At 39.9% G+C, this 23,638-nt stretch carries 20 protein-coding genes and 2 rRNA genes; 20 read left to right on the forward strand and 2 right to left on the reverse strand.

From position 1 onward, the window contains the following. Nucleotides 1–138: 138 nt before the first annotated feature. A 5S ribosomal RNA gene (gene rrf, locus HDF25_RS00005) occupies nucleotides 139–250 on the forward strand. A gap of 59 nt (nucleotides 251–309) precedes the next feature. Here the strand turns inward: rrf (HDF25_RS00005) and HDF25_RS00010 are convergent. After that, complete coding sequence (locus tag HDF25_RS00010; protein WP_184621468.1) at nucleotides 310–1,575, reverse strand: retropepsin-like aspartic protease; 1,266 nt, start codon at nucleotides 1,573–1,575, stop codon at nucleotides 310–312. A 262-nt stretch (nucleotides 1,576–1,837) separates the two neighbouring features. Between HDF25_RS00010 and rrf (HDF25_RS00015) the strand changes: the two genes are divergently transcribed. The 19 genes from rrf (HDF25_RS00015) (at nucleotide 1,838) to HDF25_RS00105 (ending at nucleotide 22,703) form a co-directional block, all read left to right on the forward strand. After that, nucleotides 1,838–1,949: ribosomal RNA gene (gene rrf, locus HDF25_RS00015) — 5S ribosomal RNA — on the forward strand. A 181-nt stretch (nucleotides 1,950–2,130) separates the two neighbouring features. After that, nucleotides 2,131–3,123, forward strand: coding sequence for a type I glyceraldehyde-3-phosphate dehydrogenase (gene gap, locus HDF25_RS00020; RefSeq protein ID WP_184621477.1), 993 nt, complete (start codon nucleotides 2,131–2,133; stop codon nucleotides 3,121–3,123). Continuing rightward, nucleotides 3,116–3,547 (forward strand): GNAT family N-acetyltransferase, encoded by a 432-nt coding sequence (locus HDF25_RS00025; RefSeq protein WP_184621479.1) that lies wholly within the window; start codon nucleotides 3,116–3,118, stop codon nucleotides 3,545–3,547. Before gap ends, HDF25_RS00025 begins: the two co-directional genes overlap by 8 nt. A 119-nt stretch (nucleotides 3,548–3,666) precedes the next feature. Next, entirely contained in the window at nucleotides 3,667–4,860 is a 1,194-nt protein-coding gene (locus HDF25_RS00030; RefSeq protein WP_184621481.1) for a phosphoglycerate kinase, read from the forward strand. Nucleotides 4,861–5,052: 192 nt separating this feature from the next. Then, entirely contained in the window at nucleotides 5,053–5,520 is a 468-nt protein-coding gene (gene mraZ, locus HDF25_RS00035) for a division/cell wall cluster transcriptional repressor MraZ (RefSeq protein WP_184621483.1), read from the forward strand. Continuing rightward, the gene (rsmH, locus tag HDF25_RS00040) at nucleotides 5,510–6,415 is read left to right on the forward strand and encodes a 16S rRNA (cytosine(1402)-N(4))-methyltransferase RsmH (protein ID WP_184621485.1); all 906 of its coding nucleotides are present in this window, start codon (nucleotides 5,510–5,512) and stop codon (nucleotides 6,413–6,415) included. Before mraZ ends, rsmH begins: the two co-directional genes overlap by 11 nt. After that, nucleotides 6,412–6,834 carry an FtsL-like putative cell division protein gene (locus HDF25_RS00045; RefSeq protein WP_184621487.1) on the forward strand — a complete coding sequence of 141 codons (423 nt, stop codon included), beginning with the start codon at nucleotides 6,412–6,414 and terminating at the stop codon, nucleotides 6,832–6,834. The genes rsmH and HDF25_RS00045 overlap by 4 nt, the downstream gene beginning before the upstream one ends. Beyond that, a complete protein-coding gene (locus HDF25_RS00050) occupies nucleotides 6,824–8,923 on the forward strand; it encodes a penicillin-binding protein (RefSeq protein WP_184622583.1) in 2,100 nt (699 codons plus the stop codon). The genes HDF25_RS00045 and HDF25_RS00050 overlap by 11 nt, the downstream gene beginning before the upstream one ends. A 1-nt stretch (nucleotide 8,924) precedes the next feature. Further along, entirely contained in the window at nucleotides 8,925–10,382 is a 1,458-nt protein-coding gene (locus HDF25_RS00055) for a UDP-N-acetylmuramoyl-L-alanyl-D-glutamate--2,6-diaminopimelate ligase (RefSeq protein ID WP_184621489.1), read from the forward strand. Next, a complete protein-coding gene (gene mraY / locus HDF25_RS00060) occupies nucleotides 10,382–11,629 on the forward strand; it encodes a phospho-N-acetylmuramoyl-pentapeptide-transferase (RefSeq protein ID WP_184621491.1) in 1,248 nt (415 codons plus the stop codon). The genes HDF25_RS00055 and mraY overlap by 1 nt, the downstream gene beginning before the upstream one ends. Continuing rightward, nucleotides 11,629–12,972 (forward strand): UDP-N-acetylmuramoyl-L-alanine--D-glutamate ligase, encoded by a 1,344-nt coding sequence (murD, locus tag HDF25_RS00065; RefSeq protein ID WP_184621493.1) that lies wholly within the window; start codon nucleotides 11,629–11,631, stop codon nucleotides 12,970–12,972. The genes mraY and murD overlap by 1 nt, the downstream gene beginning before the upstream one ends. Before the next feature lie 2 nt (nucleotides 12,973–12,974). Further along, nucleotides 12,975–14,183 (forward strand): FtsW/RodA/SpoVE family cell cycle protein, encoded by a 1,209-nt coding sequence (locus tag HDF25_RS00070; protein ID WP_184621495.1) that lies wholly within the window; start codon nucleotides 12,975–12,977, stop codon nucleotides 14,181–14,183. 10 nt (nucleotides 14,184–14,193) lie between these two features. After that, a complete protein-coding gene (murG, locus tag HDF25_RS00075) occupies nucleotides 14,194–15,306 on the forward strand; it encodes an undecaprenyldiphospho-muramoylpentapeptide beta-N-acetylglucosaminyltransferase (protein WP_184621497.1) in 1,113 nt (370 codons plus the stop codon). Next, entirely contained in the window at nucleotides 15,306–16,661 is a 1,356-nt protein-coding gene (murC, locus tag HDF25_RS00080) for a UDP-N-acetylmuramate--L-alanine ligase (RefSeq protein ID WP_184621499.1), read from the forward strand. Before murG ends, murC begins: the two co-directional genes overlap by 1 nt. After that, a complete protein-coding gene (locus tag HDF25_RS00085) occupies nucleotides 16,654–17,658 on the forward strand; it encodes a cell division protein FtsQ/DivIB (RefSeq protein ID WP_184621501.1) in 1,005 nt (334 codons plus the stop codon). Before murC ends, HDF25_RS00085 begins: the two co-directional genes overlap by 8 nt. 65 nt (nucleotides 17,659–17,723) lie before the next feature. After that, the gene (gene ftsA, locus HDF25_RS00090; RefSeq protein WP_184621502.1) at nucleotides 17,724–19,085 is read left to right on the forward strand and encodes a cell division protein FtsA; all 1,362 of its coding nucleotides are present in this window, start codon (nucleotides 17,724–17,726) and stop codon (nucleotides 19,083–19,085) included. Between the two features lie 129 nt (nucleotides 19,086–19,214). Next, nucleotides 19,215–20,849 carry a cell division protein FtsZ gene (gene ftsZ / locus HDF25_RS00095; protein WP_184621504.1) on the forward strand — a complete coding sequence of 545 codons (1,635 nt, stop codon included), beginning with the start codon at nucleotides 19,215–19,217 and terminating at the stop codon, nucleotides 20,847–20,849. 170 nt (nucleotides 20,850–21,019) lie between these two features. Next, on the forward strand, nucleotides 21,020–22,261 hold the full coding sequence (locus tag HDF25_RS00100) for an aminotransferase class I/II-fold pyridoxal phosphate-dependent enzyme (protein WP_184621506.1): 1,242 nt from the start codon (nucleotides 21,020–21,022) through the stop codon (nucleotides 22,259–22,261). 262 nt (nucleotides 22,262–22,523) lie between these two features. Beyond that, nucleotides 22,524–22,703: a histone H1 gene (locus tag HDF25_RS00105; protein WP_184621508.1), complete on the forward strand. Its 180-nt coding sequence runs from the start codon at nucleotides 22,524–22,526 to the stop codon at nucleotides 22,701–22,703. A 52-nt stretch (nucleotides 22,704–22,755) separates the two neighbouring features. Here the strand turns inward: HDF25_RS00105 and dapA are convergent, their stop codons facing one another. After that, the gene (gene dapA / locus HDF25_RS00110; RefSeq protein ID WP_184621510.1) at nucleotides 22,756–23,637 is read right to left on the reverse strand and encodes a 4-hydroxy-tetrahydrodipicolinate synthase; all 882 of its coding nucleotides are present in this window, start codon (nucleotides 23,635–23,637) and stop codon (nucleotides 22,756–22,758) included. Between the last annotated feature and the right edge of the window lies 1 nt (nucleotide 23,638).

Here is a 23,638-nt window from a genome sequence, read left to right on the forward strand (position 1 = left end):
GAGCAATAAACTGTTGTTTGTTCTTCATACTAACTTCTTTCAATAATATGTCATCGTTTGACAGGGCAGGCTCAGGATGAGCAAAGCCATCAGACAAATTACAATACTGATCAATGCAATAACAATTGATAAAGACATTTAGGTGCCTATATCGGTGGTGTCCACCTCTTCCCATTCCGAACAGAGAAGTTAAGCCCACCAGAGCCGATGGTACTGCGGTAACACGTGGGAGAGTAGGTCGGTGCCAAATCTTAAAGAAAGCCTGTAGGAAACTACAGGCTTTTCTTGTTTATAACCTTTTTGGAAATCTCAGATCCGTTTTTTAAGTCTCAGCAGGATAATATGTTTCTCATTATCTCTAAGGAATTCCATTAATATCTGTTTTCCATCGTGATCTTTAAGTAGTTCAGTCAGGTCATTTAAAGTATACTGCTGGATATTGTTGAAATTAATGCCGACAATCTCATCATTGGGCTGTAATCCGGCTTCATCTCCCGGTGATCCTTCCTCTATTCTGCCGATATAATACCTGTTTTTTATCCCCTGCACCACATAAATTTCCAGACCAGACATATCGTGTTCAAATTTTACCTCCTGATCACTGGTTCTTTTAAGGTACATTGCACTGTTTGGATAATCGAAAGTAACCAGGAAATGCCGCAGTACATCTGCTCCTAAGCTTCCATTCCGGGATTTTCCTTCAAGTGTTGAACGCTCAATGTTGAAATCAGGAAAGCCAGCCAGGACGTCGTGAAAACTATACTCGCCAAGACTGAGTGTAGGTATTCTTCCCATTACGCCATTGATAATACCATTAATTCCAACACCCAGGTTAGCAGGAATCGTGGTTGCAGGTAAAGGAAAAGGATCATTGCCCAATGACTCCATCATCAGAGGATGACTCGAGCCATTATCAATCAGCAGATCAACTTTTATCTTTCCTAACCCGGCAGTTTCTATTTCAGTGTTCAGATAAGGTTTTCCATTTACAATCTGGATGGGAATTTTACTACCCTTACGTTCTGTTTTTTTGTCAGGATCATAAAAAGTAAGCCTACCGGCGTAATAATTAATTTTTACCACGAAACTATTGAAGAAATAATAGCCCATAATACCATGGATTTTGATACCAAGGTAGCTGGACAAATCGAAGATATCCTTTTTGAATATAGCAGTAGGGATATTCTTAATGGTGGCTTTACCAATTCGAGCTGTGATATCCCTGGTTACTACAGCTTCTATATTATCTCCAAAACCATAACCCTGTACTTTGACTGTCTGATAATTCTTGAGTGTCAGCGTCTGGAGAAAGGTCGTATCGGTTATAATCATTTGTGCTACGCCTGTATCCAGCAAAAAATTATAAGGTCCCTTACCATTGATATAGACAGGAATAACTATCAGATTTTTGACCATCGTGAAGCCAATGGTTTGCTTTTTCCGGTTTCCGCCAAAGTCAAATAATTGGGCTGAGACACGACCTGGAAACAAAAAGAGGAGCAATAGCACAAACAGCGCTCCGCGAAGTGAAAAATAAGGATGGTGAATTGGCTTGGAGAGGCGTAGGATCATCATAATCAGGGTTGTAATTTCCAATATGATATACCCTTTGAAAAGTATAAGACGAATACGTCCCCTGAAAATCTGGGGCGTTAGACTTAATCGTAAGAAGTATATTTGGTTAGAAACTCTTTATATTAAATGTACAAAAAAATATTGTTAAGCGAATGCTAAAATAATATGGGATATATAACCTGAATACCGGATTTTTAGCTATATTTGTATCATCAAAACGATATAAAAACACTTTACATGGTATTGTAAAGTTTCAAAATATTCAGGTGCCTATATCGGTGGTGTCCACCTCTTCCCATTCCGAACAGAGAAGTTAAGCCCACCAGAGCCGATGGTACTGCGGTAACACGTGGGAGAGTAGGTCGGTGCCAGATCTTAAAGAAAGCCTGTAGGAAACTACAGGCTTTTTCTATTTAAAACCCTGTCATTCAATCCTTCTGTAATTTGACGTAAAACAATCAAATATCATAGGCTAACTCTGAAGAATATAGCTAGTTTTGTGCCGTCGATTCAAAACAAAATGGATCCGGCATGATAAACAATAGATATAAACAGATGAAATTAGCAATTAATGGATTTGGTCGGATAGGCCGTATTTTTTTGCGTGCGGCACTCGAGAAAAATATCAATGTAGTAGCCATTAATGATCTTGGTGATCCGGGAACTTTAGCACATCTTTTTAAATACGATACTGTTCACCGGGGTTTTAAAGGTGAAGTTACTTTTGATCAGGAAGCACTGATTATCAATGGGAAACGTATCCGGGTTTATAAAGAGCCCCATCCAGAGAATTTACCCTGGAAGGATATGGAAATTGATGTTGTACTGGAATCTACAGGTAAGTTTACTTCCAGAAAAGGTGCTGGACAACATTTGCTGGCAGGTGCAAAACAAGTATTGATTTCTGCGCCGGCGGATAAAGATATTCCTATGTTTCTATTGGGGGTTAATGATTCTACGATTGATTTAAGTGCAGAAATCATTTCTAATGCTTCCTGTACAACGAATAATGTAGCACCTATGGTAAAGATCCTCGATGATAAGTGGGGGATTCTGGACGGTTATATTACGACCGTGCATTCCATGACCGGAGACCAGAACCTGCATGATGCACCTCATAAAGATTTAAGAAGGGCAAGAGCAGCTTCAGCTTCTATTATACCGACCAGTACGGGAGCTGCAAAGGCTATCACTAATATATTTCCCCATCTGGACGGAAAATTAGGTGGAGCAGGTATCAGGGTTCCTGTACTCAATGGATCACTGACTGATTTTACCTGTATCCTGAAAGAAAAAGCTACCATAGAAGAAATTAATGCTGCTTTTAAAGCTGCTGCTGAAAACGAAATGAAAGAAGTACTGGAATACACTGAGGATCCGATTGTATCCGTGGATATTCTGGATAACACGCATTCCTGTATTTTTGATGCCCAACTAACCTCTATAGTGGGAGATTTGGTTAAAGTGGTAGGCTGGTATGATAATGAATCCGGATATTCAGCAAGATTAGTAGATTTGGTACTTAAAATTTCGGCCCGTTATGATTAGAAGAATTTCCGCTGAACAGACGCTGCCTCTACGCAGTGCTGTGCTAAGGAACAATATGTCCTTCGCTCAATGCGTTTTTCCTACAGACGATATCGCGGGTGTTTTTCACTTGGGCTATTTTGTAAATGAAGAGCTGGTTTGTATCGGAACTTTTTTTCCTGAAGATTATAAAGAAATGGGACCGGGTGGGTTCAGGTTACGCGGAATGGCTACTGATCCGGCTTATGCAGGTAAAGGATTTGGCGGCGAACTGATAAAATTTTGCTTTAATGAACTCAGATCAGTACAGGCTGCTTATATTTGGTGTAATGCAAGGAGTGCTGCTGTAGGTTTTTACAACAGGCTGGGATTTGAAGTTATTTCTGAAGAATTTGAGATTCACGGAGTTGGGCCACATTATGATATGTATTATCAGTTAAACTAAGCTCCATAGCTGCCAGAATAAAGGTTCCGGAGAAATTAAATATACATGAACGGCTCTGGTTCATTCCCGTTAACCGGAATGGTACAGACCTGATTTAACACCTAAAAACAAAATATAAAATGAAGACAATTGACCAATGTGATTTCAAGGATAAAAAGGCTTTAGTACGGGTAGATTTTAATGTGCCTTTAGATAAAGACTTCAATATCACAGATGATAAAAGGATGCGTGCGGCATTACCAACAATCAATAAAATTTTGAATGATGGCGGATCCGTGATTTTAATGTCACATTTAGGCCGTCCGAAAGGAGGTCCGGAAAATCAATTTTCACTGAAACATATCTTAGGTGATTTGTCAAGAATGCTTGATCTTGAAGTGAAATTTGCGGATGATTGTATAGGTGAATCTGCTGTTGATAAAGCGAAAAACCTGGTTCCCGGACAAGTTTTATTACTGGAAAACCTTCGTTTCTACAAAGAAGAAGAAAAAGGAGATAAAGAATTTGCAGCTAAACTGGCAAAATTAGGAGATGTTTATGTAAACGATGCTTTTGGTACAGCTCACCGTGCACATGCTTCAACTTCTATCATCGCAGAGTTTTTCCCTACAGAAAAATACTTTGGTTACCTAATGGCAGAAGAACTGAAAAATGCAGAGAAAATCAATCATCATGCTGAAAAACCATTCACTGCAATTATGGGTGGAGCTAAAGTATCTGATAAGATTTTACTAATTGAAAGTTTACTGGAAAAAGTTGACAATCTGATTATTGGTGGTGGTATGGCTTATACCTTCAGCAAGGCACAGGGAGGCGAAATTGGTACTTCTTTACTTGAAGCAGACCGTATGGAGCTTTGTCTGCAATTACTGGAAAAAGCAAAATCTAAAGGAGTGAATATTTTGCTGCCTTTAGATACTGTTATCGCTGATAAATTTGATAATAATGCGGCAAAGAAAAATGTAGATGCTGGTCATATCCCTGCTGACTGGATGGGCCTGGATATTGGTCCTAAGTCTGTTGAGCTTTTTTCTGATGTCATTAAAAAATCAAAAACCTTATTATGGAATGGTCCGATGGGTGTTTTTGAAATGGCTAATTTCGAACAGGGAACACGCGCAATTGCAGATGCTGTTGTAGCTGCTACAAAAGAAAACGGAGCTTTCTCTTTAATTGGTGGAGGTGACTCTGCAGCAGCTATTGCTAAATTTAATCTGGAAGATCAGGTGAGTTACGTTTCTACAGGTGGTGGTGCTTTACTGGAATATATGGAAGGTAAAGAACTACCTGGTGTAAAGGCTATTAACGATTAAGCTACGAAAACAACAAAAATAGTATAAAGGATTTTGTTCCTTTCAGAAGGCCGCTTGAAAAAGCGGCCTTTTTGCGTATCTGGTGGTGAAATGTGGGGGTAAATATATGTTGAAAACTTTTTTGTGGTAGATTGTGGTAAAAAGTGGTAGAAGTGTCTATTTTTACACTACATAAAATGTGTAGATACTAGAATGGTTCAACTACTGGGAGAATTTGATTGTAAATTGGATACGAAAGGCCGTATGATGGTCCCGTCGAATCTAAAAAAACAATTGCCAAACGTTGAGCAAGAGGGACTTGTGATAAACAGGGGCTTCGAAAAACATTTAGTGATCTATCCAAAAAAAGTATGGGAAGGTATAGTAGAGGAGCTGAGTAAACTGAACCAGTACGAGAAGAAAACGAGAGAGTTTATCCGGTTTTTTACTCGCGGTGCGACAGAATTGACGCTTGACGCTTCCGGAAGGGTTAATCTTCCGAAGTCATTATTGGAATTTGCGGGTATAGATGGAGAAGTAATCCTGTCTTGTCAGTTTGATAAAATAGAACTCTGGTCTAAAGCTGCATACGATAATTTACTGGATAGTGAGCCTGAGGATTTTGCGAATCTGGCTGAAGAAGTGATGGGAAATAAAAACAGGGGGGAAGATGGAAAATAATTATCATGTACCGGTACTTTTGAAAGAATGTATTGATGGTTTGAATATCAAACCGAATGGTGTATATGTCGATGTTACTTTTGGCGGAGGTGGCCATTCAAGAGAAATCTTGTCTAAGCTGGGAAAAGACGGTGTGCTTATCGCCTTTGATCAGGACCCTGATGCGCAAAGAAATAAGATCAATGACCCTCGCTTTGTATTTGTTGATCAGAATTTTGCTTTCCTGAAAAATAATCTTCGTCTGTTGGGCTACAAACAGGTAGATGGCATCCTGGCCGACCTGGGTGTTTCATCTCATCAGTTTAATGAGCCTGAGCGTGGTTTTTCGACAAGATTTGAATCTTCTCTGGATATGCGTATGGATAAACAGGGTAAGCTTACTGCTGCCGATGTTTTGAATACTTATACTGAAGATAAACTGCATAAAATATTTGGGATTTATGGTGAGGTGAAGAATGCGAAATCATTAGCCAGAGCTATAGTTACTTTCCGCGCAGGACAGCCTATTGTGACGCTTGCAGATTTTAAAACTGCTGCCGGTGCACATATCCCTAAAGGAAAAGAGAATAAATACATGGCACAGGTATTCCAGGCGTTGCGCATCGAGGTTAATGCCGAGATCGAGGTGCTGGAAAGCTTTTTATTACAGACTGCTGAAGTGTTAAGTCCCGGAGGCAGGTTAGTTGTGATGTCTTACCATTCGCTGGAAGACAGGCCTGTGAAGAATTTTATTGCAAAGGGTAAGATCAGGGGAGAAGCGGATAAAGACTTTTTTGGTAATGAAGAAAAACCATATAAAGTAATTACCCGTAAAGCTGTGATTGCTGAAGAGGATGAGCTGGAAAGAAACAGCAGGTCCAGAAGTGCGAAATTGAGAATTGGAGAAAAGATATGAACAACCAGTTCAGGGAAGAGTTAGAGGAAGAAGAGGAATTACCAGAAGAACCGGTAATCCGCTTAAAAAAGCCTAAAAAAGAAAAGGAGTCTGAAAATGCTAATCTTTTCTTCAAAAAGCTTTTTACAGAAGGGGTAGTGACCAAAGAAGCCGCTACCGCTATGTTGCCTTTTCTGATTTTTCTGTCGCTGTTAACGATGCTTTATATCGCGAACAGCCACATGGCGGTTAAGAATATCAGAGATATAGATAAATTAAATAAAGAAGTAAAAGAGCTGAGCTGGGAGTATAAATCGCTTAAGGCAGATTTGATGTTCAAAAGCAAGTTAACAGAAGTAGCTAAAAAAGTAGATACGTTAGGTATTAAGGAGTTGACAGAACCTCCTCATAAAATTATCATAAATAATGATGAACATTAGAGCTAACATATTATTACGTGTTTATCTGTCCTTCGGGCTGATTGTACTGCTTGCCGTGGCAGTATTAGTCAGGTTATGCGATGTACAATTTGTAGAGGGGCATAAATGGCGTGCCATGGCCGATAGTCTCTCTACAAAGTATATCAATGTAGATGCAGCACGTGGTAATATTTATTCTAATGATGGAAGCCTGCTGGCTACCTCGGTACCAGAGTACGAACTGCGTATGGATTTGTATGCTGGTGGGATAAGTGATAACAAAGTTTTTTATGGTAAGGTGGATTCACTGGCCATGAAACTTTCTCAGTTCTTTACAGATAAAACACCAAAAGAATACTCGCGTATTCTTCGTTCTGCAAGAGCTGATAGTGTCAGATATTTATTGATTAAACGTAAAGTAAATTACCAGGACCTGAAAGCTATCCGGAAATTTCCATTGTTTAATATCGGGAAATACAGTGGCGGGTTGATGGCTATTCAGCAGAATAAAAGAATTTTGCCATTTAAATCTCTGGCAGCAAGAACAATCGGATATAAAAATGAGAATGTATCCAATGGTGTAGGACTGGAAGGTGCCTATGGCAATTATATTAATGGTGAAAGTGGAAAAAGGTTAGTACAGCGAATTGCCGGTGGTGTCTGGATGCCTGTAAATGATGAGGCTGAAATTGCACCAAAAGAAGGTGCTGATATTATTTCTACCATAGATATCAATATGCAGGACCTTGCACAAAGTGCACTGGAAAAACAGCTGATCAAAAGTGATGCTGATCACGGTACAGTGATTCTGATGGAAGTGGAAACAGGAGAAGTGAGAGCTGTAGCGAATTATACCAGAGAAAGTGAAGGTGTATATAAAGAGATGTTCAACTATGCGATCGGCGGAAGCCAGGATCCTGGTTCAACTTTCAAACTGGCCTCTTATATGGCATTGCTGGAAGATAAAAAAGTAGATACCAATACGATGGTCGAAACCGGAAATGGTGAATTCAGGGTTTTTAATCATACCATCAGGGATTCGCACGGGGGCATTGGGAACGTAACGGTGAAAAAGGCCTTTGAAATGTCTGCCAATACTGCGGTCGCAAAACTGGTCTATAACCATTATAAAGATAACCCGGCACAGTTTACGGATCATTTATACCGGATCCATATGAATGAGCGGCTGAAATTACAGATTCCCGGGGAAACCAAACCGGTCATTAAAAATCCCAGTTATAAATCCTGGAGTGGTTTAACCTTGGCACAGATGGCTTATGGTTACGAAATGCAGATAACCCCTCTGCAAATTTTGTCGTTTTATAACGCCATTGCAAATGACGGGAAATACATTTCACCGATTTTTGTAAAAGAAATCAGGAGACTGGGAAACCCTGTTGAACAGTTTCAGGCCAGGGTGATCAGTGAAAAAGTATGCTCAGAGGTAACAGTGAAAAAATTACAGGCTATGCTGGAAGGTGTGGTTACTGAAGGTACGGGTAAACTGATGGGTTCTCCTTTTTATCGCGTTGCCGGTAAAACGGGTACTGCACAGGTAGCCGATGGTAATAAAGGATACAAAGCCAAGAGAAGTTATCAGGCTTCTTTTTGTGGGTACTTTCCGGCTGATAAACCCAAGTATTCTATCATGGTGTCCATCAACGGGCCTAAAAATGGATATTATGGGGCTACGGTAGCCGGACCGGTATTTAAAGAAATAGCAGACCGTATTTATGCGAGTGATATGCAGATGTACAATAATGTAACAGATCATCTGGTAGGGAATACAAAAAGTCCGGAAGCGAAGGCCGGACAGAGTAAAGCGGTAAAGAGTGTTTATAATGCCCTGGGTATAAAAGCCCTTTATGCTGCTAAATCTGACTATTTCAATAGTGTGGATACCAGCAACGGAGTTGTTTATGAAGAGTACAATTCTGTCAAAGGTATGATGCCGAACGTAAATGGAATGGGCCTGAAAGATGCACTTTATCTTTTAGGGAATGCAGGGTTAAAGACTCAGGTTAAGGGAAGTGGAAAAGTAGTAAGCCAGTCGATTCCTTCAGGAATGAAGATTGGAAGAGGATTATTGGTACAATTAGAATTGAAATAAGATGCAATTGCAGGATATTTTATATGGAGTAGCGATTAAGAACCTGGTTGGAAAAACCAACAGGGTAATTAGTGCGCTTACGTTTGATTCACGTGAGGTAGAGAAAGGTGCGGTATTTTTTGCCGTAAGGGGGACTTTATCAGATGGACATACTTTTATTAATCAGACAATTGCCGCAGGAGCAACAGTGATTATTTGTGAAGAGTTACCAGCAGAAATTAATGCGGATGTGACTTATATCGAAGTAGAGAATACAGCAGTAGCTTTAGGGATTATGGCTTCCAATTATTACGGAAACCCTTCTTCAGGTTTGAAACTCGTGGGGGTTACCGGAACAAACGGAAAAACAACCATAGCCACTATCTTATTTAAATTATTCAGAGGGCTGGGTTTTCATACCGGACTGATCTCGACTGTACAAAATCAGGTCAATGAAGAGATCATTCCTGCTACACATACTACACCAAATCCACTGGCTTTAAACAAGCTCTTGAAACATATGGTTGAACTGGGCTGTACTTACTGTTTTATGGAAGTAAGTTCGCACGCAGTTGTACAACATAGAATAGAAGGATTGACTTTTGCAGGAGGTGTTTTCTCTAACATCACGCATGATCATCTTGATTTTCACAAAACTTTCGATAATTATATCAAGGCTAAAAAAGGATTTTTTGACGAGCTTCCGAAAGGGGCTTTTGCCCTGACCAATGCTGACGACAAAAATGGTCTGGTGATGCTGCAGAATACGAAGGCATCCAAAAAGACTTATGCATTGAAACAACTGGCCGATTATAAAGTGAGCATTATCGAAAACAGGTTCAGTGGATTAAATCTGGAAATAGATCATACAGACGTATTCTTCAAGCTTGTGGGCTCATTTAATGCCTACAATCTGGCAGCTGTATATGGCACAGCGATGTTACTGGGACAGGATAAACTGGATGTGCTGACCCTGTTGAGTAACCTGACAGGAGCAGAAGGACGGTTTGAAGAAGTTGCCAATTCAAAACAGATTATTGGCCTGGTAGATTATGCACACACGCCAGATGCTGTTCAAAATGTATTGAGTACTATTCACGATATCAGAAAAGGTACCGAACAGGTAATTACGGTAATAGGTTGCGGAGGGGACAGAGATAAAACCAAGCGCCCTGTAATGGCCCAGGTAGCCTGCGACTGGAGCGATAAGGTAATTCTGACTTCGGATAATCCGAGAACGGAAGATCCGCATCAGATTCTGGCCGATATGGAGGCTGGTGTATCACCTACTAACAGAAGAAAAACATTAACCATTGCCGATAGAAAAGAGGCGATAAAAACTGCCTGTCATTTAGCCAGACCAGGGGATATTATCCTGATTGCAGGTAAAGGACATGAAAAATACCAGGAAATCAATGGAGTAAGGTATCATTTTGATGATAAAGAAGTGTTAATGGAACAATTAAACTTAATCAGCTAATGTTATACTATCTGTTTGAATATTTAAATGCTCATTATGAATTCCCTGGATTAAGGTTATTCCAGTACATTACTTTCCGTACTGCACTGGCGATTATCATTTCTTTGATTATTACCACTGTATACGGCAGAAGGATTATTAACTATCTGCATAAAATGCAGGTGGGTGAAACAGTGAGAAACCTGGGGCTGGAAGGACAAATGCAGAAACAGGGAACGCCGACTATGGGTGGTATCATGATTCTGATGGGTATCCTGATCCCTACTTTATTGCTGGCTAACCTGACCAATGTCTACGTATTACTGATGATCGTAACTACGGTCTGGATGGGAGCGGTGGGTTTTGTAGATGATTATATCAAGGTTTTTAAAAAGAATAAAGAAGGACTTGCCGGAAGATTTAAAATTGTAGGACAGGTTGGTCTTGCGCTGATTATTGGCTGGACGATGTATTTTAATCCAAACATAGTCGTGAGACAAACAGTTGATGAAACTGCCATGAGTAAAAATACAGCACCCATGGTCCTGAGACAAAAAGGAGAGAAGTTCTATTATACACAGGATGTTAAATCAACGATTACCAATATCCCTTTCTATAAGAATAATGAGTTTGATTATGCCAAAGTTCTTAAATTTTTAGGGCCTGGTTATGAGAAATATGCAGTTTTTGTTTTTATCCTTTTCGTTGTAATTATTATTACTTCAGTATCAAACGGGGCAAATCTGACTGATGGGATTGACGGACTGGCTACGGGTACGTCCGCAATTATAGGAATTACCCTCGGTTTATTAGCATATGTATCGGGTAACACGGTTATTGCTGATTATCTGAATATATTATATATCCCCAATTCCGGAGAGCTGATGATTTTTGCGGGTGCATTTGTAGGGGCCTGTGTAGGTTTCCTATGGTATAATTCGTACCCGGCTCAGGTATTTATGGGAGATACCGGAAGTCTGGCTATCGGTGGAATTATTGCTGCACTGGCTATCATGATCAGAAAAGAGTTACTGATCCCGATTTTATGCGGGGTATTCCTGATCGAAGTGATGTCGGTAATGATCCAGGTAACTGTTTTTAAATATACCAAAAAACGATTTGGGGAGGGCAGAAGGGTATTCCTGATGTCTCCGCTGCATCATCATTATCAGAAAAAAGGATATCACGAAGCTAAGATCGTTACGCGTTTCTGGATCATCGGAATTTTACTGGCTATTATTACCATAATCACTTTAAAACTGAGATAATGGAAAAACAGAGAATAGTTATACTTGGAGCTGGAGAAAGCGGTGTAGGTGCAGCAATACTGGCGCAAAAGCAGGGTTTTGATGTTTTTGTTTCAGATTTTGGTGCAATCGCTGACCGTTATAAAGAAACACTGGTTACCTTAAATATCGCATTCGAAGAGAAACAGCATACCGTAGCGGAAATTATTAATGCCACCGAAGTTATTAAAAGTCCGGGGATTGCCGATTCAGTTTCGATCATCAGGGAGCTTAAAAAGAAAAATATTCCGGTAATCTCAGAAATTGAGTTTGCCAAACGGTACACGACAGCAAAAACGGTCTGTATTACAGGTTCTAACGGTAAAACGACAACGACCATGCTGACGTACCATATTTTGAAGAAGGCAGGTTTAAACGTGGGCCTTGCGGGGAATATAGGACATAGTTTTGCTGCACAGGTAGCAACCGAGGAATTTGACTGGTATGTACTGGAGATATCCAGCTTTATGCTGGATGATATGTATAAATTCAGGGCTGATATCGCTGTGCTTTTAAATATTACGCCTGACCATCTGGACAGGTATGATTACAAAATGACAAATTATGCAGCATCAAAAATGCGCATTACACAGAATCAGAGGCCGGAAGATCATTTTATCTACTGTGCGGATGATGCTGAAACCCTGAATGCTTTAAAAGGTGTTAAGGTAAATTCACAGCGGTGCCCATTCTCTATCCGTAAAAAGGTAGATGGAGGGGCTTACCTTGAAGGCAACAATATTCATATCAATATAAATCCAAAAGATCAACTAACCATGTCTATATCAGAGTTAGCCTTACAGGGCAAGCATAATATCTACAACTCTATGGCTTCGGGCATAGTCGCTAAAGTACTGGATATCCGCAATGCGACTATCCGTGAGAGTATGGGGGATATTAAAAACATTGAACACAGGTTGGAGCATGTGGCGAAGATTTCGGGTGTGGATTATATCAATGATTCAAAAGCCACCAATGTGAATTCGACCTGGTATGCACTGGAAAGTGTGAATACAGATGTTATCCTGATTATGGGTGGGGTTGATAAAGGAAATGATTATGATATGTTAAAAGACCTGGTTAAGCAAAAAGTGAAAGCTATTGTTTGCCTGGGCAAAAATAATAAAAGGATTCACGAAGCTTTTGAAGACGATGTAGAGATAATAGTCAATACATTTTCGGCACACGAAGCGGTACAGGTAGCTTATCATCTGGCGACTAAAGGAAATACAGTTCTTTTGTCACCGGCCTGTGCAAGTTTTGATTTGTTCAAAAACTATGAAGATCGTGGTAACCAGTTTAAAATGGCTGTAAAAGAATTATAAAAATGGGTACAGTACAGGCGCTTTTAGAAAAAACCAAAGGGGACCGCTGGATATGGCTGATCATTATCCTGCTCTCTTTGATTTCTATTTTCGCCGTTTATAGTGCAACGGGTACGCTGGCTTATAAACAGGGGAAAACAGTAGAGAAAATATTACTCACCAAACACTTGATTTTTGTGGTGATGGGGATTGGTATGATCTATATTGCGCATTTAGTTGATTATAAATACTATGCGGGAATTTCTAAAATCCTGATGATTATTACCATACCCCTTTTGTTTTATACATTGGTTTTTGGGGCGAGTCTGAATGATGCTTCGCGCTGGGTAAAAATCCCTATTATCGGGTTGACCTTCCAGACTTCCGATTTAGCCAAATTGTCACTGATTACGTTTTTAGCGCGGATGCTGACCAAAAAGCAAGAGAACATTAAGGATGTGAAGACCTCTTTTATCCCGATTATGGGCTCTGTTTGTGTGGTTTTCGTTTTAATTGCACTGGCCAATTTATCTACAGCACTGATGTTGTTTGGGGTAAGTATCCTGCTGCTGATTATCGGAAGGATCAGTATCAAACAGATCATGATTGTTTGTGCGGGTGGTTTTGTACTGCTGATGTTTGTGTTTTTCCTCGGACCAAGAAGGGAGACTTATAAATCACGTATCAATTCTTACCTGCATCCGGAGAAACAACATTCTGATAAAACATTCCAGGCCGACCAGTCAAAGATTGCGCTGGCAACGGGCGGGCTTTTTGGCAAGGGACCAGGGAACAGTACGCAACGTAACTTTTTACCTCACCCTTACTCGGATTTTATATTTGCCATCATTGTTGAAGAATACGGTTTATTCGGAGCGATGATCATTATTATTTTGTACCTGGTACTACTATACAGGTGTGTCAGGATTGTCACGCAGAGCCCGAAAGCTTTTGGGGCATTGCTGGCGGCAGGTTTAAGTTTTAGTTTGACTATACAGGCCTTTGCAAATATGGCAGTAGCTGTTGGTCTTGGACCAGTAACCGGAGTTCCGCTTCCACTGGTAAGTATGGGGGGGACTTCGATGATCTTTACCAGTATCGCTTTCGGAATCATCCTCAGTGTGAGCAGGGATGTGGAAGAGAATGGTAAAAGGGCATTGAATGATGAAACAATTAAATCGGAAAAAAATACTAAAAAAGTAATTGTAGGTGAGTTACCGGCAATGACATAAAATATAAAGGATGAATCCAACAAAAATAATTATTTCAGGTGGCGGTACTGGCGGACATATTTTTCCGGCTATTGCTATTGCTAATGCGCTGAGGCGCATAGAGCCGGGCTGTGAAATATTATTTGTAGGTGCTGCAGGTAGAATGGAAATGGAAAAGGTTCCCGCTGCCGGTTACAAAATTGTAGGGTTGAACATCAGTGGGATACAAAGAGGTTCAATACTCAAAAACCTGACTTTACCCTTCAAATTGGTTGACAGTATGAAGAAGGCATTGAACCTGATTTCTACTTTCCAGCCCGATGTAGTGGTTGGGGTAGGAGGTTATGCTTCAGGACCTGTTTTATTTGCTGCTTCCTGGAAAAAGGTTCCGTACCTGATTCAGGAGCAGAATTCCTATGCCGGGATGACGAATAAAAAACTGGGCAAAAATGCTTCTAAAATTTGTGTTGCTTTTGATGGAATGGAACAGTTCTTTCCAGCCGACAGAATTTTAAAAACGGGCAACCCGGTAAGAAAAGAAGTAGTGGATATTTATAATAAGCGTTTTCACGGATCGGAATTGCTTAAGCTGGACCCGCTCAAGAAAACTGTCCTGGTAACAGGCGGAAGTCTGGGCGCAGCTACATTGAATAAAAGTATAGAAAAACATTTGCAGGATTTTATTGACCAGGATGTACAGCTGATCTGGCAAACAGGAAAATATTATTATGCAGGGATCATGGAGCGTCTGGGAGCTAATTATCATCCGAACATCCGCATACTTGAATTTTTGAATCAGATGGACCTGGCTTATGCAGCAGCTGATGTCATTATTTCAAGAGCTGGTGCAGGGACAATTGCAGAACTTTGTCTGATTAAAAAACCGGTTATCCTGGTGCCTTCTCCGAATGTCGCAGAAGACCATCAGACTAAGAATGCCATGGCCCTGGTTCACAAAAATGCAGCAATACTGATTAGTGACCGTGCTGCAGAAGATACATTGGTTCGGGCAGCGCTGGAATTATTAAATGATAAAAACCGATGTGAACAGCTTGCAGAGAACATCGGAAAAATGGCCTTGCCTGAAGCAGATGAGCTGATAGCAAGAGAAGTATTTTATTTAGCAGGAAAGAGAGATATATAATGGAACTGGAATTAATCAAACGCGTTTATTTTATTGGTGCCGGTGGTATCGGAATGAGTGCGCTTGCGCGTTACTTTAAAAAACGCGGCTGCCTGGTTGGCGGATATGATAAAACCAGGACGGTATTAACAACTACATTGGAAGCTGAAGGTATACTGATTTCTTATGCAGATGAGCTGAGCACGCTGCCTGCAGGATTTGAAGTGCATGCTGAAGATACACTGATTGTATATACACCCGCTATACCTGCTGATTCGGTACTGCTGAATTATTTCAGAAATAACGGATTTAATTTACAAAAACGCTCGCAGGTGCTGGGGATTATCAGTAAAGGGCAATTTTGTATTGCAGTTGCCGGTACACATGGTAAAACAACAACTTCATCCATTATTGCGCATATACTGACCAATACTGGTTATGGATGTACTGCTTTCCTGGGGGGGATTACGACAAACTATCAGAGTAACTTCCTGCTGGGTGATAATAATGTAGTGGTGGTGGAAGCTGATGAATATGATCGTTCTTTCCTGACGCTTCATCCGGATATTGCAGTAATTACTTCGATGGATGCAGATCACCTGGATATTTATGGTGATGCAGCACATTTACAGGAATCTTTCCATTTGTTTGCCAGACAACAGAAAGATGGAGGTACTTTATTCTTTAAAGAGGGATTACCGATTACTGAGGGGATAAGTTATGGTGCAGGTACTGATGCTGTAGTACAAGCTTTAAATATCAGGGTAGAAGAAGGGAATTTTGTGTTTGACTATCAGGATGACCAGGTTAATATCAGCAATATAGCATTGATGCTGCCTGGAAAACACAATGTCGAAAACACAACTGTCGCTATTGCTGCTGCTTTGAAGCTGGGTATTGATCCTGAGCAAATAAAGATAGCTATTGCTGCCTTTAAAGGGGTTAAAAGAAGATTTGAATATATCGTTCGTGAGGACAAACATATTTATATAGATGATTACGCACATCATCCGGAAGAATTACGTGCCTGTTTTGATGCTGTCAGACAGTTGTATCCGGATAAAAAAATGACTGTTGTTTTTCAACCACATCTGTTTAGTCGTACACGTGACTTTGCAGATGGGTTTGCTGAGGTTTTAAGTACTGTGGATGAATTGCTGCTACTGGATATATATCCGGCAAGAGAACTGCCTATGGAAGGTATAGATGCTGCATTCCTGCTGAACAAAATCACTTTGAAAAACAGCAATGTATACAAAAAAGAAGATGTACTCACACATATTCAGCAAATTCAGCCGGAATTGCTGATTACTGTGGGTGCCGGAGATATAGATACTTTAATACAACCGTTAAAAAATATTTTAACCAATGCTTAAAAGGATCAACTGGAAACTGCTGTTTAAATGTTTTGCCTGGATAGTTTGTCTGGTCGGAATAGTTACCCTTATGAGCTTTGTATCGGTAAAGAAACATACAGTGAAGGTTACGAATATTAAAATTCTTATTCCTGGAGCAGATAATTTTATCGAGAGAGAAGAAATTGATGCGATATTGAAACAGAGTGAGGGCCAGTTGATTGGCCGTAAACTGGAGGAGATCAATTTGCATGATATTGAGACTAAAATCAAGGCAAATCCTTACATCGCACTGTCTACTGTTTATGCCGATATGGATGGGGTAATTCATATAGAAATTAATCAGAGACAACCTTTATTAAGAATAATCAGCTCTAGTGGACAAGATTTTTATATTGATAAAAATGGATTGAAAATGCCTGTGTCTCCGAACTTTACGGCAAATGTAGTGGTGGCAAACGGACATATTCTGGAACACTTTAGCGGCAGGGTGGATACCTTGATTACCAAGATGGCAATGGATCTGTATAAAACGGCATTGTTTTTGAAAAAGGACACGCTTTGGGATTCACAGATTGAACAGATATTTGTTAATGATAAGGATGATATAGAATTGATACCCAGGGTAGGTAATCAGCGTATCATTTTAGGTAATGCGGATTCTCTTCAGACGAAAATGACCAACCTGCTGACTTTTTATAAAGAAGCAATGCCAAAGGTAGGCTGGGACACTTATAAAACTATAAACATTAAATACACCAATCAGGTTGTTTGTGAAAAAAACAAACCAGATTCTATTGTGGGATCTGTGTCCAGGTCTAAAGTAACCAAGCCGACTATTGCTTCTGCAAAGAAAGTAATGGACTCGCTGGTAAAGGCTGAAATAGCAGCCGAACTGAAGAATAATCCAGAAGAAAATGTAGTACGTAAAGTGCCGGAGAAAAAGAATAATCCTCCGGTCAGAAAAATTATACCAAAAGTAGCTAAACCGGTAAAATCTGCGGTGAAGCAGCCTTAAAACCAAAATATTAACAGATACCAGAAAAACAAAATAGTATATAATTCGACAAATAAGATATAGTTATGGGCAAAGAGAAAACCACCGTTCAGTCTCCGATAGTAGTGGGGCTGGACATCGGTACCACAAAAATCTGTGTGATAGTTGGTCGCAGAACACAGCATGGCAAGATTGAGGTTTTGGGTATTGGGAAAGCAGAATCGGCGGGCGTAACCCGTGGTGTGGTTTCCAACATTCAAAAAACTGTACAGGGTATTTCACAAGCTGTTGAGCTGGCCAGTGGTCAGTCTAACGTGGAAGTACGTGTCGTAAACGTAGGTATTGCTGGTCAGCATATCAAAAGTTTACAGCACCGTGGAATCCTGACAAGAAGAGAACTGAATAATGAGATCAGTAAAAAAGATCTGGATAAGTTAATTGATGATATGTTCAAACTGGTTATGCCCCCGGGAGAAGAAATCATTCATGTACTGCCCCAGGAGTTTACTGTCGATAATGAACCAGGTGTAAAAGATCCGATTGGTATGGCAGGTGTTCGTTTAGAAGCGAATTTCCATATTATTTCTGGTCAGGTAACAGCTGTGAAAAATATTATGAGATGTGTGACCAACGCAGGTTTACAAACTCAGGAATTAATTTTAGAACCACTGGCTTCTTCAGAATCTGTATTGAGCGACGAAGAAAAAGAAGCCGGTATTGCTTTAGTTGATATTGGTGGTGGTACTACTGATATTGCTATTTTCCACGAAGGTATTATCCGTCATACGGCAGTTATTCCTTTTGGTGGAAATAGTGTAACTGAAGATATTCGTGAAGGTTGTTCAGTGATGAGAAATCAGGCTGAACTTTTGAAAACACGTTTCGGTTCTGCTTTAGCTGAAGAAAATAAAGAAAATGAAATTATTTGTGTTCCTGGTCTTCGTGGCAGGGAGCCTAAAGAAATTTCCGTAAAAAACCTAGCTTATGTGATCCAGGCCCGTATGGAAGAAATCATTGAGCATGTTTATTACGAGATTAAATCTTCTGGTTATGAGAAAAAACTGATTGGTGGTGTAGTGATTACCGGCGGTGGAGCGTTATTAAAACATCTTTCTCAGCTGGTAGAATATGTTACAGGACTGGATTGTCGTGTAGGTTATCCGAACGAACATTTGTCGAAGTACGAGGATATGCCTAAAACTATTTATGATGACTTGAAAAGCCCGATGTACGCGACCAGTGTCGGCCTGCTGATTAAAGGAATCCAGAAAGCTGAAGAACTGATTGAAGAACTGAAACAGCCAGGTGTGTATGTCGAAAGACCTGCAGCTGTAAAGGATAAAGTTAAGCGTCCGGGTGGTGGACTTTTTGATAAATTATTAGCAAAAACTAAGGATTTTATCAAGGACGACATGAACGTAAGTGATGAGGATTATATAAAACCGTAGTATTTATCCACAATGGACGATTTTTCCACATTCTAAACACTTGTGGAAAACGTGTGTTGAAAAAGTGTTAATATTACAATGAGAGATGAACAGGTAAAACCAATTTTTAAGTAACTGATTCATAAATATATGTATTTTGAAATGTTAAAAGATAAGTCATCAATCATCAAGGTAATTGGTGTTGGTGGCGGTGGTGGTAATGCGGTTAACCATATGTACCGTCAAGGAATAGCAGGTGTAGACTTTATAATCTGTAATACTGATGCGCAGGCATTGGAGTTCAGCCCTATACCTAATAAAGTACAGCTAGGTGCAAGTTTAACCGAAGGAATGGGTGCAGGCTCAATTCCGGAAGTGGGAAAAAATTCGGCTATTGAAAATATAGACGATATCAAAAGCATGTTAGGCAGTACGACAAAAATGCTGTTTATTACTGCGGGTATGGGTGGTGGAACAGGAACTGGTGCCAGTCCGATCATTGCTCAGGCAGCGAAGGAACTGGACATTTTAACTGTTGCTATTATTACCACTCCTTTCTCTTTCGAAGGTAAAAGACGTAAAATGCAGGCCGAAGATGGTCTGGATGAATTAAAGAAATACGTAGATTCTTACCTGGTAATTTCAAATGATCGTTTACGTGAAATATTCGGTAACCTGACGCTGGGCTCTGCTTTCGCACAGGCGGATGATATTTTAACTACAGCAGCAAAAGGTATTGCTGAGATTATAACTGTTCCGGGATATATCAACGTGGATTTTAAGGATGTACGTACGGTAATGAAGGACAGTGGTGTTTCTATCATGGGTAGTTTTGCCTGTGAAGGAGAGAACAGAGCGCTGAATGCCGTAGAAGGTGCATTGGCTTCTCCATTGTTGAAAGACAATGAGATTGAAGGTGCAAGATACATCCTGCTGAACATCAGTTCTGGTTTACAGGAAGTAACCATGGATGAAGTAGCTATTATTACGGATTATATCCAGGATAAAGCTGGTTTATCTGCAGATCTGATCTGGGGTAACTGTATTGATGAAAACCTGGGTGAAAAGCTCTCAGTAACGATTATTGCAACTGGTTTCCAGACCACAGAACAACGTGCTCAGGATAAAAAGAATGTAAAGAAAATTTCTTTGCTGACTCCGGAAGAAGCGCCATTGGTAAAACCATTGGAACCTGTAAACTCATTCATTGAGCCAAAGGCAGGTGCTTACACGAATGAGCCGGTGATGAAACTGAAAGACGACATTAAACAGTCGGATCTTTTCGGTGACATGTACAGTGGCAATAAAAACAGAAAAGAAGATTCTGATAATGGAATCATCAGACATACACTGGTAGAGGAAGAAAACCTGCAGGCCAAAAATGAGCAGGAATCGGGAATCGATTTTGAATTGAAGGTATCAGAAACTGATTTTGTTTTTGAAACACCAAAATCAGGATATAATGAACAGGCTGCCTTACCACAACAGGAAGAGATAGTAGAACCTGGATTGGATGATGATAAAAATGATGAGTCAATTGAAGATCAGCTGAAAAAATCAAAAGAGCGGATCATGAGACTGAAAGATCTGAGTATGAAATTGCGTACAACCAATGGATTACAGGAACTGGAAAATGAACCTGCTTATAAACGTAAACAAACACAATTACAGCAGGTGCAGCACTCTTCTGAATCGCAGGTATCGAGGTTTACACTGAGCAATGATGAAGAAGGTGGTACTGAAATCAGACCTAATAATTCCTTCCTTCACGATAACGTTGATTAATTAATCTATATAAGATATGTAAAAAGCCTTAACAATTTGTTGTTAAGGCTTTTTTGGCATAATAATCGTAGGTATGCCAAAAAGATTGCCGCTTTTTGGCCAATCTTGTAATTGAGCCGTAGAAAGCTTAAATTTGCACAAAATAATAAGACAACTTAAATACAGATACATTGGATATTTTTGAAAAGATAGCAAAGCATATGGGCCCGCTTGGGCAACACCAAAAATGGTCGCATGGATATTTCTCCTTTCCGAAACTGGAAGGCCCCATCGCGCCGCATATGAATTTCCGGGGTAAAGAACACTTAGTCTGGAGCTTAAATAATTATCTTGGATTAGCTAACCATCCTGAAGTAAGAGAAGCTGATTTAAAAGGAGCTACAGATTTTGGTATGGCTTATCCTATGGGAGCCAGAATGATGTCCGGAAATTCCAAGTACCATGAGCAGCTGGAACAGGAACTTGCAGAATTTGTAGGGAAACCTGATGCATTTCTGCTGAATTATGGTTACCAGGGCATGTTATCTATTATTGACTGTCTGGTAGACAGAAATGATGTAATCGTTTATGATGGTGAATCTCATGCCTGTATTATCGATGGTTTACGTCTTCATCTGGGTAAACGTTTTGTTTATAAACATAATGATATTGAAAGTGCCCGTAAACAACTGGAACGTGCTACCAAACTGGTAGAAAGTTCTGGCGGAGGGATCCTTGTAATTACTGAGGGGGTTTTCGGTATGTCTGGTGCACAGGGGAAATTAAAAGAACTGATTGAACTGAAAAAAGATTTCAATTTCCGTTTGTTAATTGATGATGCACATGGGTTTGGTACGATGGGTAAGACTGGTGCCGGAACACATGAGGAGCAGGATTGTATCGAAGGAGTAGATATCTATTTCGGAACATTTGCCAAGTCAATGGCCGGAATTGGTGCTTTCGTAGCTTCAACAGAAGAAATAACTAATTTCTTCAGATATAATATGCGTTCTCAGACTTTTGCCAAGGCCTTACCGATGCCAATGGTAATCGGCTTGCTGAAGCGTCTGGAATTGTTGAAAAACAATCCGGAGCTGAGAGAGAAATTATGGAACATTGCAACGACGCTTCAAAAAGGATTAAGAGACCGCGGATTTGATCTGGGTATTACTAATACCATGGTTACTCCGGTATTCCTGAAAGGTGAGCTATTACAGGCTACTGCACTGACGATGGACCTTAGAGAGAACTATAGTATCTTTTGTTCAATTGTAGTGTATCCGGTTATTCCTAAGGGATTAATTGAATTGAGACTGATACCGACAGCTATGCATACTTTAGAAGATGTTCAACGTACACTGGAAGCTTTTAGCGAAGTAGCGGATAAGTTGAAAAGCGGTTATTATAATGATAATAAATTCAACCCTGAATAGGTAAAATATTGAAAAATAAAAAGGCCCTTTACAGTTGTGTAAAGGGCCTTTTTATTTTTTCTTGTTTTATTATTTATCTGTGTTTCAGTTAAATAAGTTTTGTTTTTAGCTTTATTTGTGAATAACCTTGTTTTTTGTGGATAAAAACACGGTTTTATCGTTTTTAATTATTATAGTAATTTTTCATTTATTAGAATAAACCGCTTACATTAGTAATTGAGTATTAATCAAACCTAAAAATAAACCAAAAAGGTAATTAGAAATGAAAAAATTCGAAGAGTTAAAAAAGCTTGTGGCCACATTAGAAGCTGATGCAGACAAGTTTTACAACAAAGCCAACAGTGCAGCTGGAACACGTGTACGTAAAGGTATGCAGGATCTTAAAAATTTAGCTCAGACTATACGTTTAGAGATCCAGGAAACGAAGAACAAAGAGGCTTAACCAGATTTCCTGATTTTATTTATAGCGCCCCGGTAATACCGGGGCGTTTTTTTTAGCTGTTGATCAGCTGAATTTGTGCACTGATTAACTGTGTAAGACGGTCAGAAGCTGCTACAAGTGGTAAACGTACCTCATCCCCACAAACACCAAAATGTTTTAGTGCAGCTTTAATACCTGCAGGGTTACCTTCTTCAAAGGCTAAACGGGTAAACTCAACGGTTTTCAGATGAAGCACCTGAGCAGCCTTAAAATCACCTTTCAGACACAATCTGATCATTTCAGAGAATACCAGTGGAATAGCATTTCCAACAACGGAAATTACACCTACAGCACCCAATGAAATCATAGGAAGCGCTACAGGATCATCACCTGAAATCAGCATGAAGTCTGCTGGTTTATCTCTCATAATCTGATTAAACTGATCAAAATTGCCAGAAGCTTCTTTTGTTCCGATAATGTTTTTGAAGTCTGTTGCCAGACGACATGTAGTTTCTGCACTTACATTACTGGCTGTACGGCCAGGAACATTATAAAGCAGTACTGGTAAATCTGTTGATTCGCTGATTGCTTTATAGTGCTGATATATTCCTTCCTGTGTAGGTTTATTATAATATGGGCTTGCCGATAGTATAGCGTCATAACCCAGACTGTCAAAATCTTTGATTGCTGCTGTTACTTCAGCGGTGTAGTTTCCACCGATACCGGCAATAAGTGGTAATCTGCCATTGTTTATTTCTGCTGTAAATGCCCAGATCTTCTTCTTCTCGTCCTTATTAAGTGTTGCTGTTTCACCTGTAGTACCTAACGATACCAGGTATTCTACCTTCCCGTCGATCTGATAGTTGATCAGTTTTTTTAAACCGTCATAATCTACCGATCCGTCTGCGTTAAATGGTGTAACAAGGGCTACACCGGTTCCATGAAATTTGTTCATT

This window comes from Pedobacter cryoconitis (genome assembly GCF_014207135.1).
GTDB classification, from domain to species: domain Bacteria; phylum Bacteroidota; class Bacteroidia; order Sphingobacteriales; family Sphingobacteriaceae; genus Pedobacter; species Pedobacter cryoconitis_D.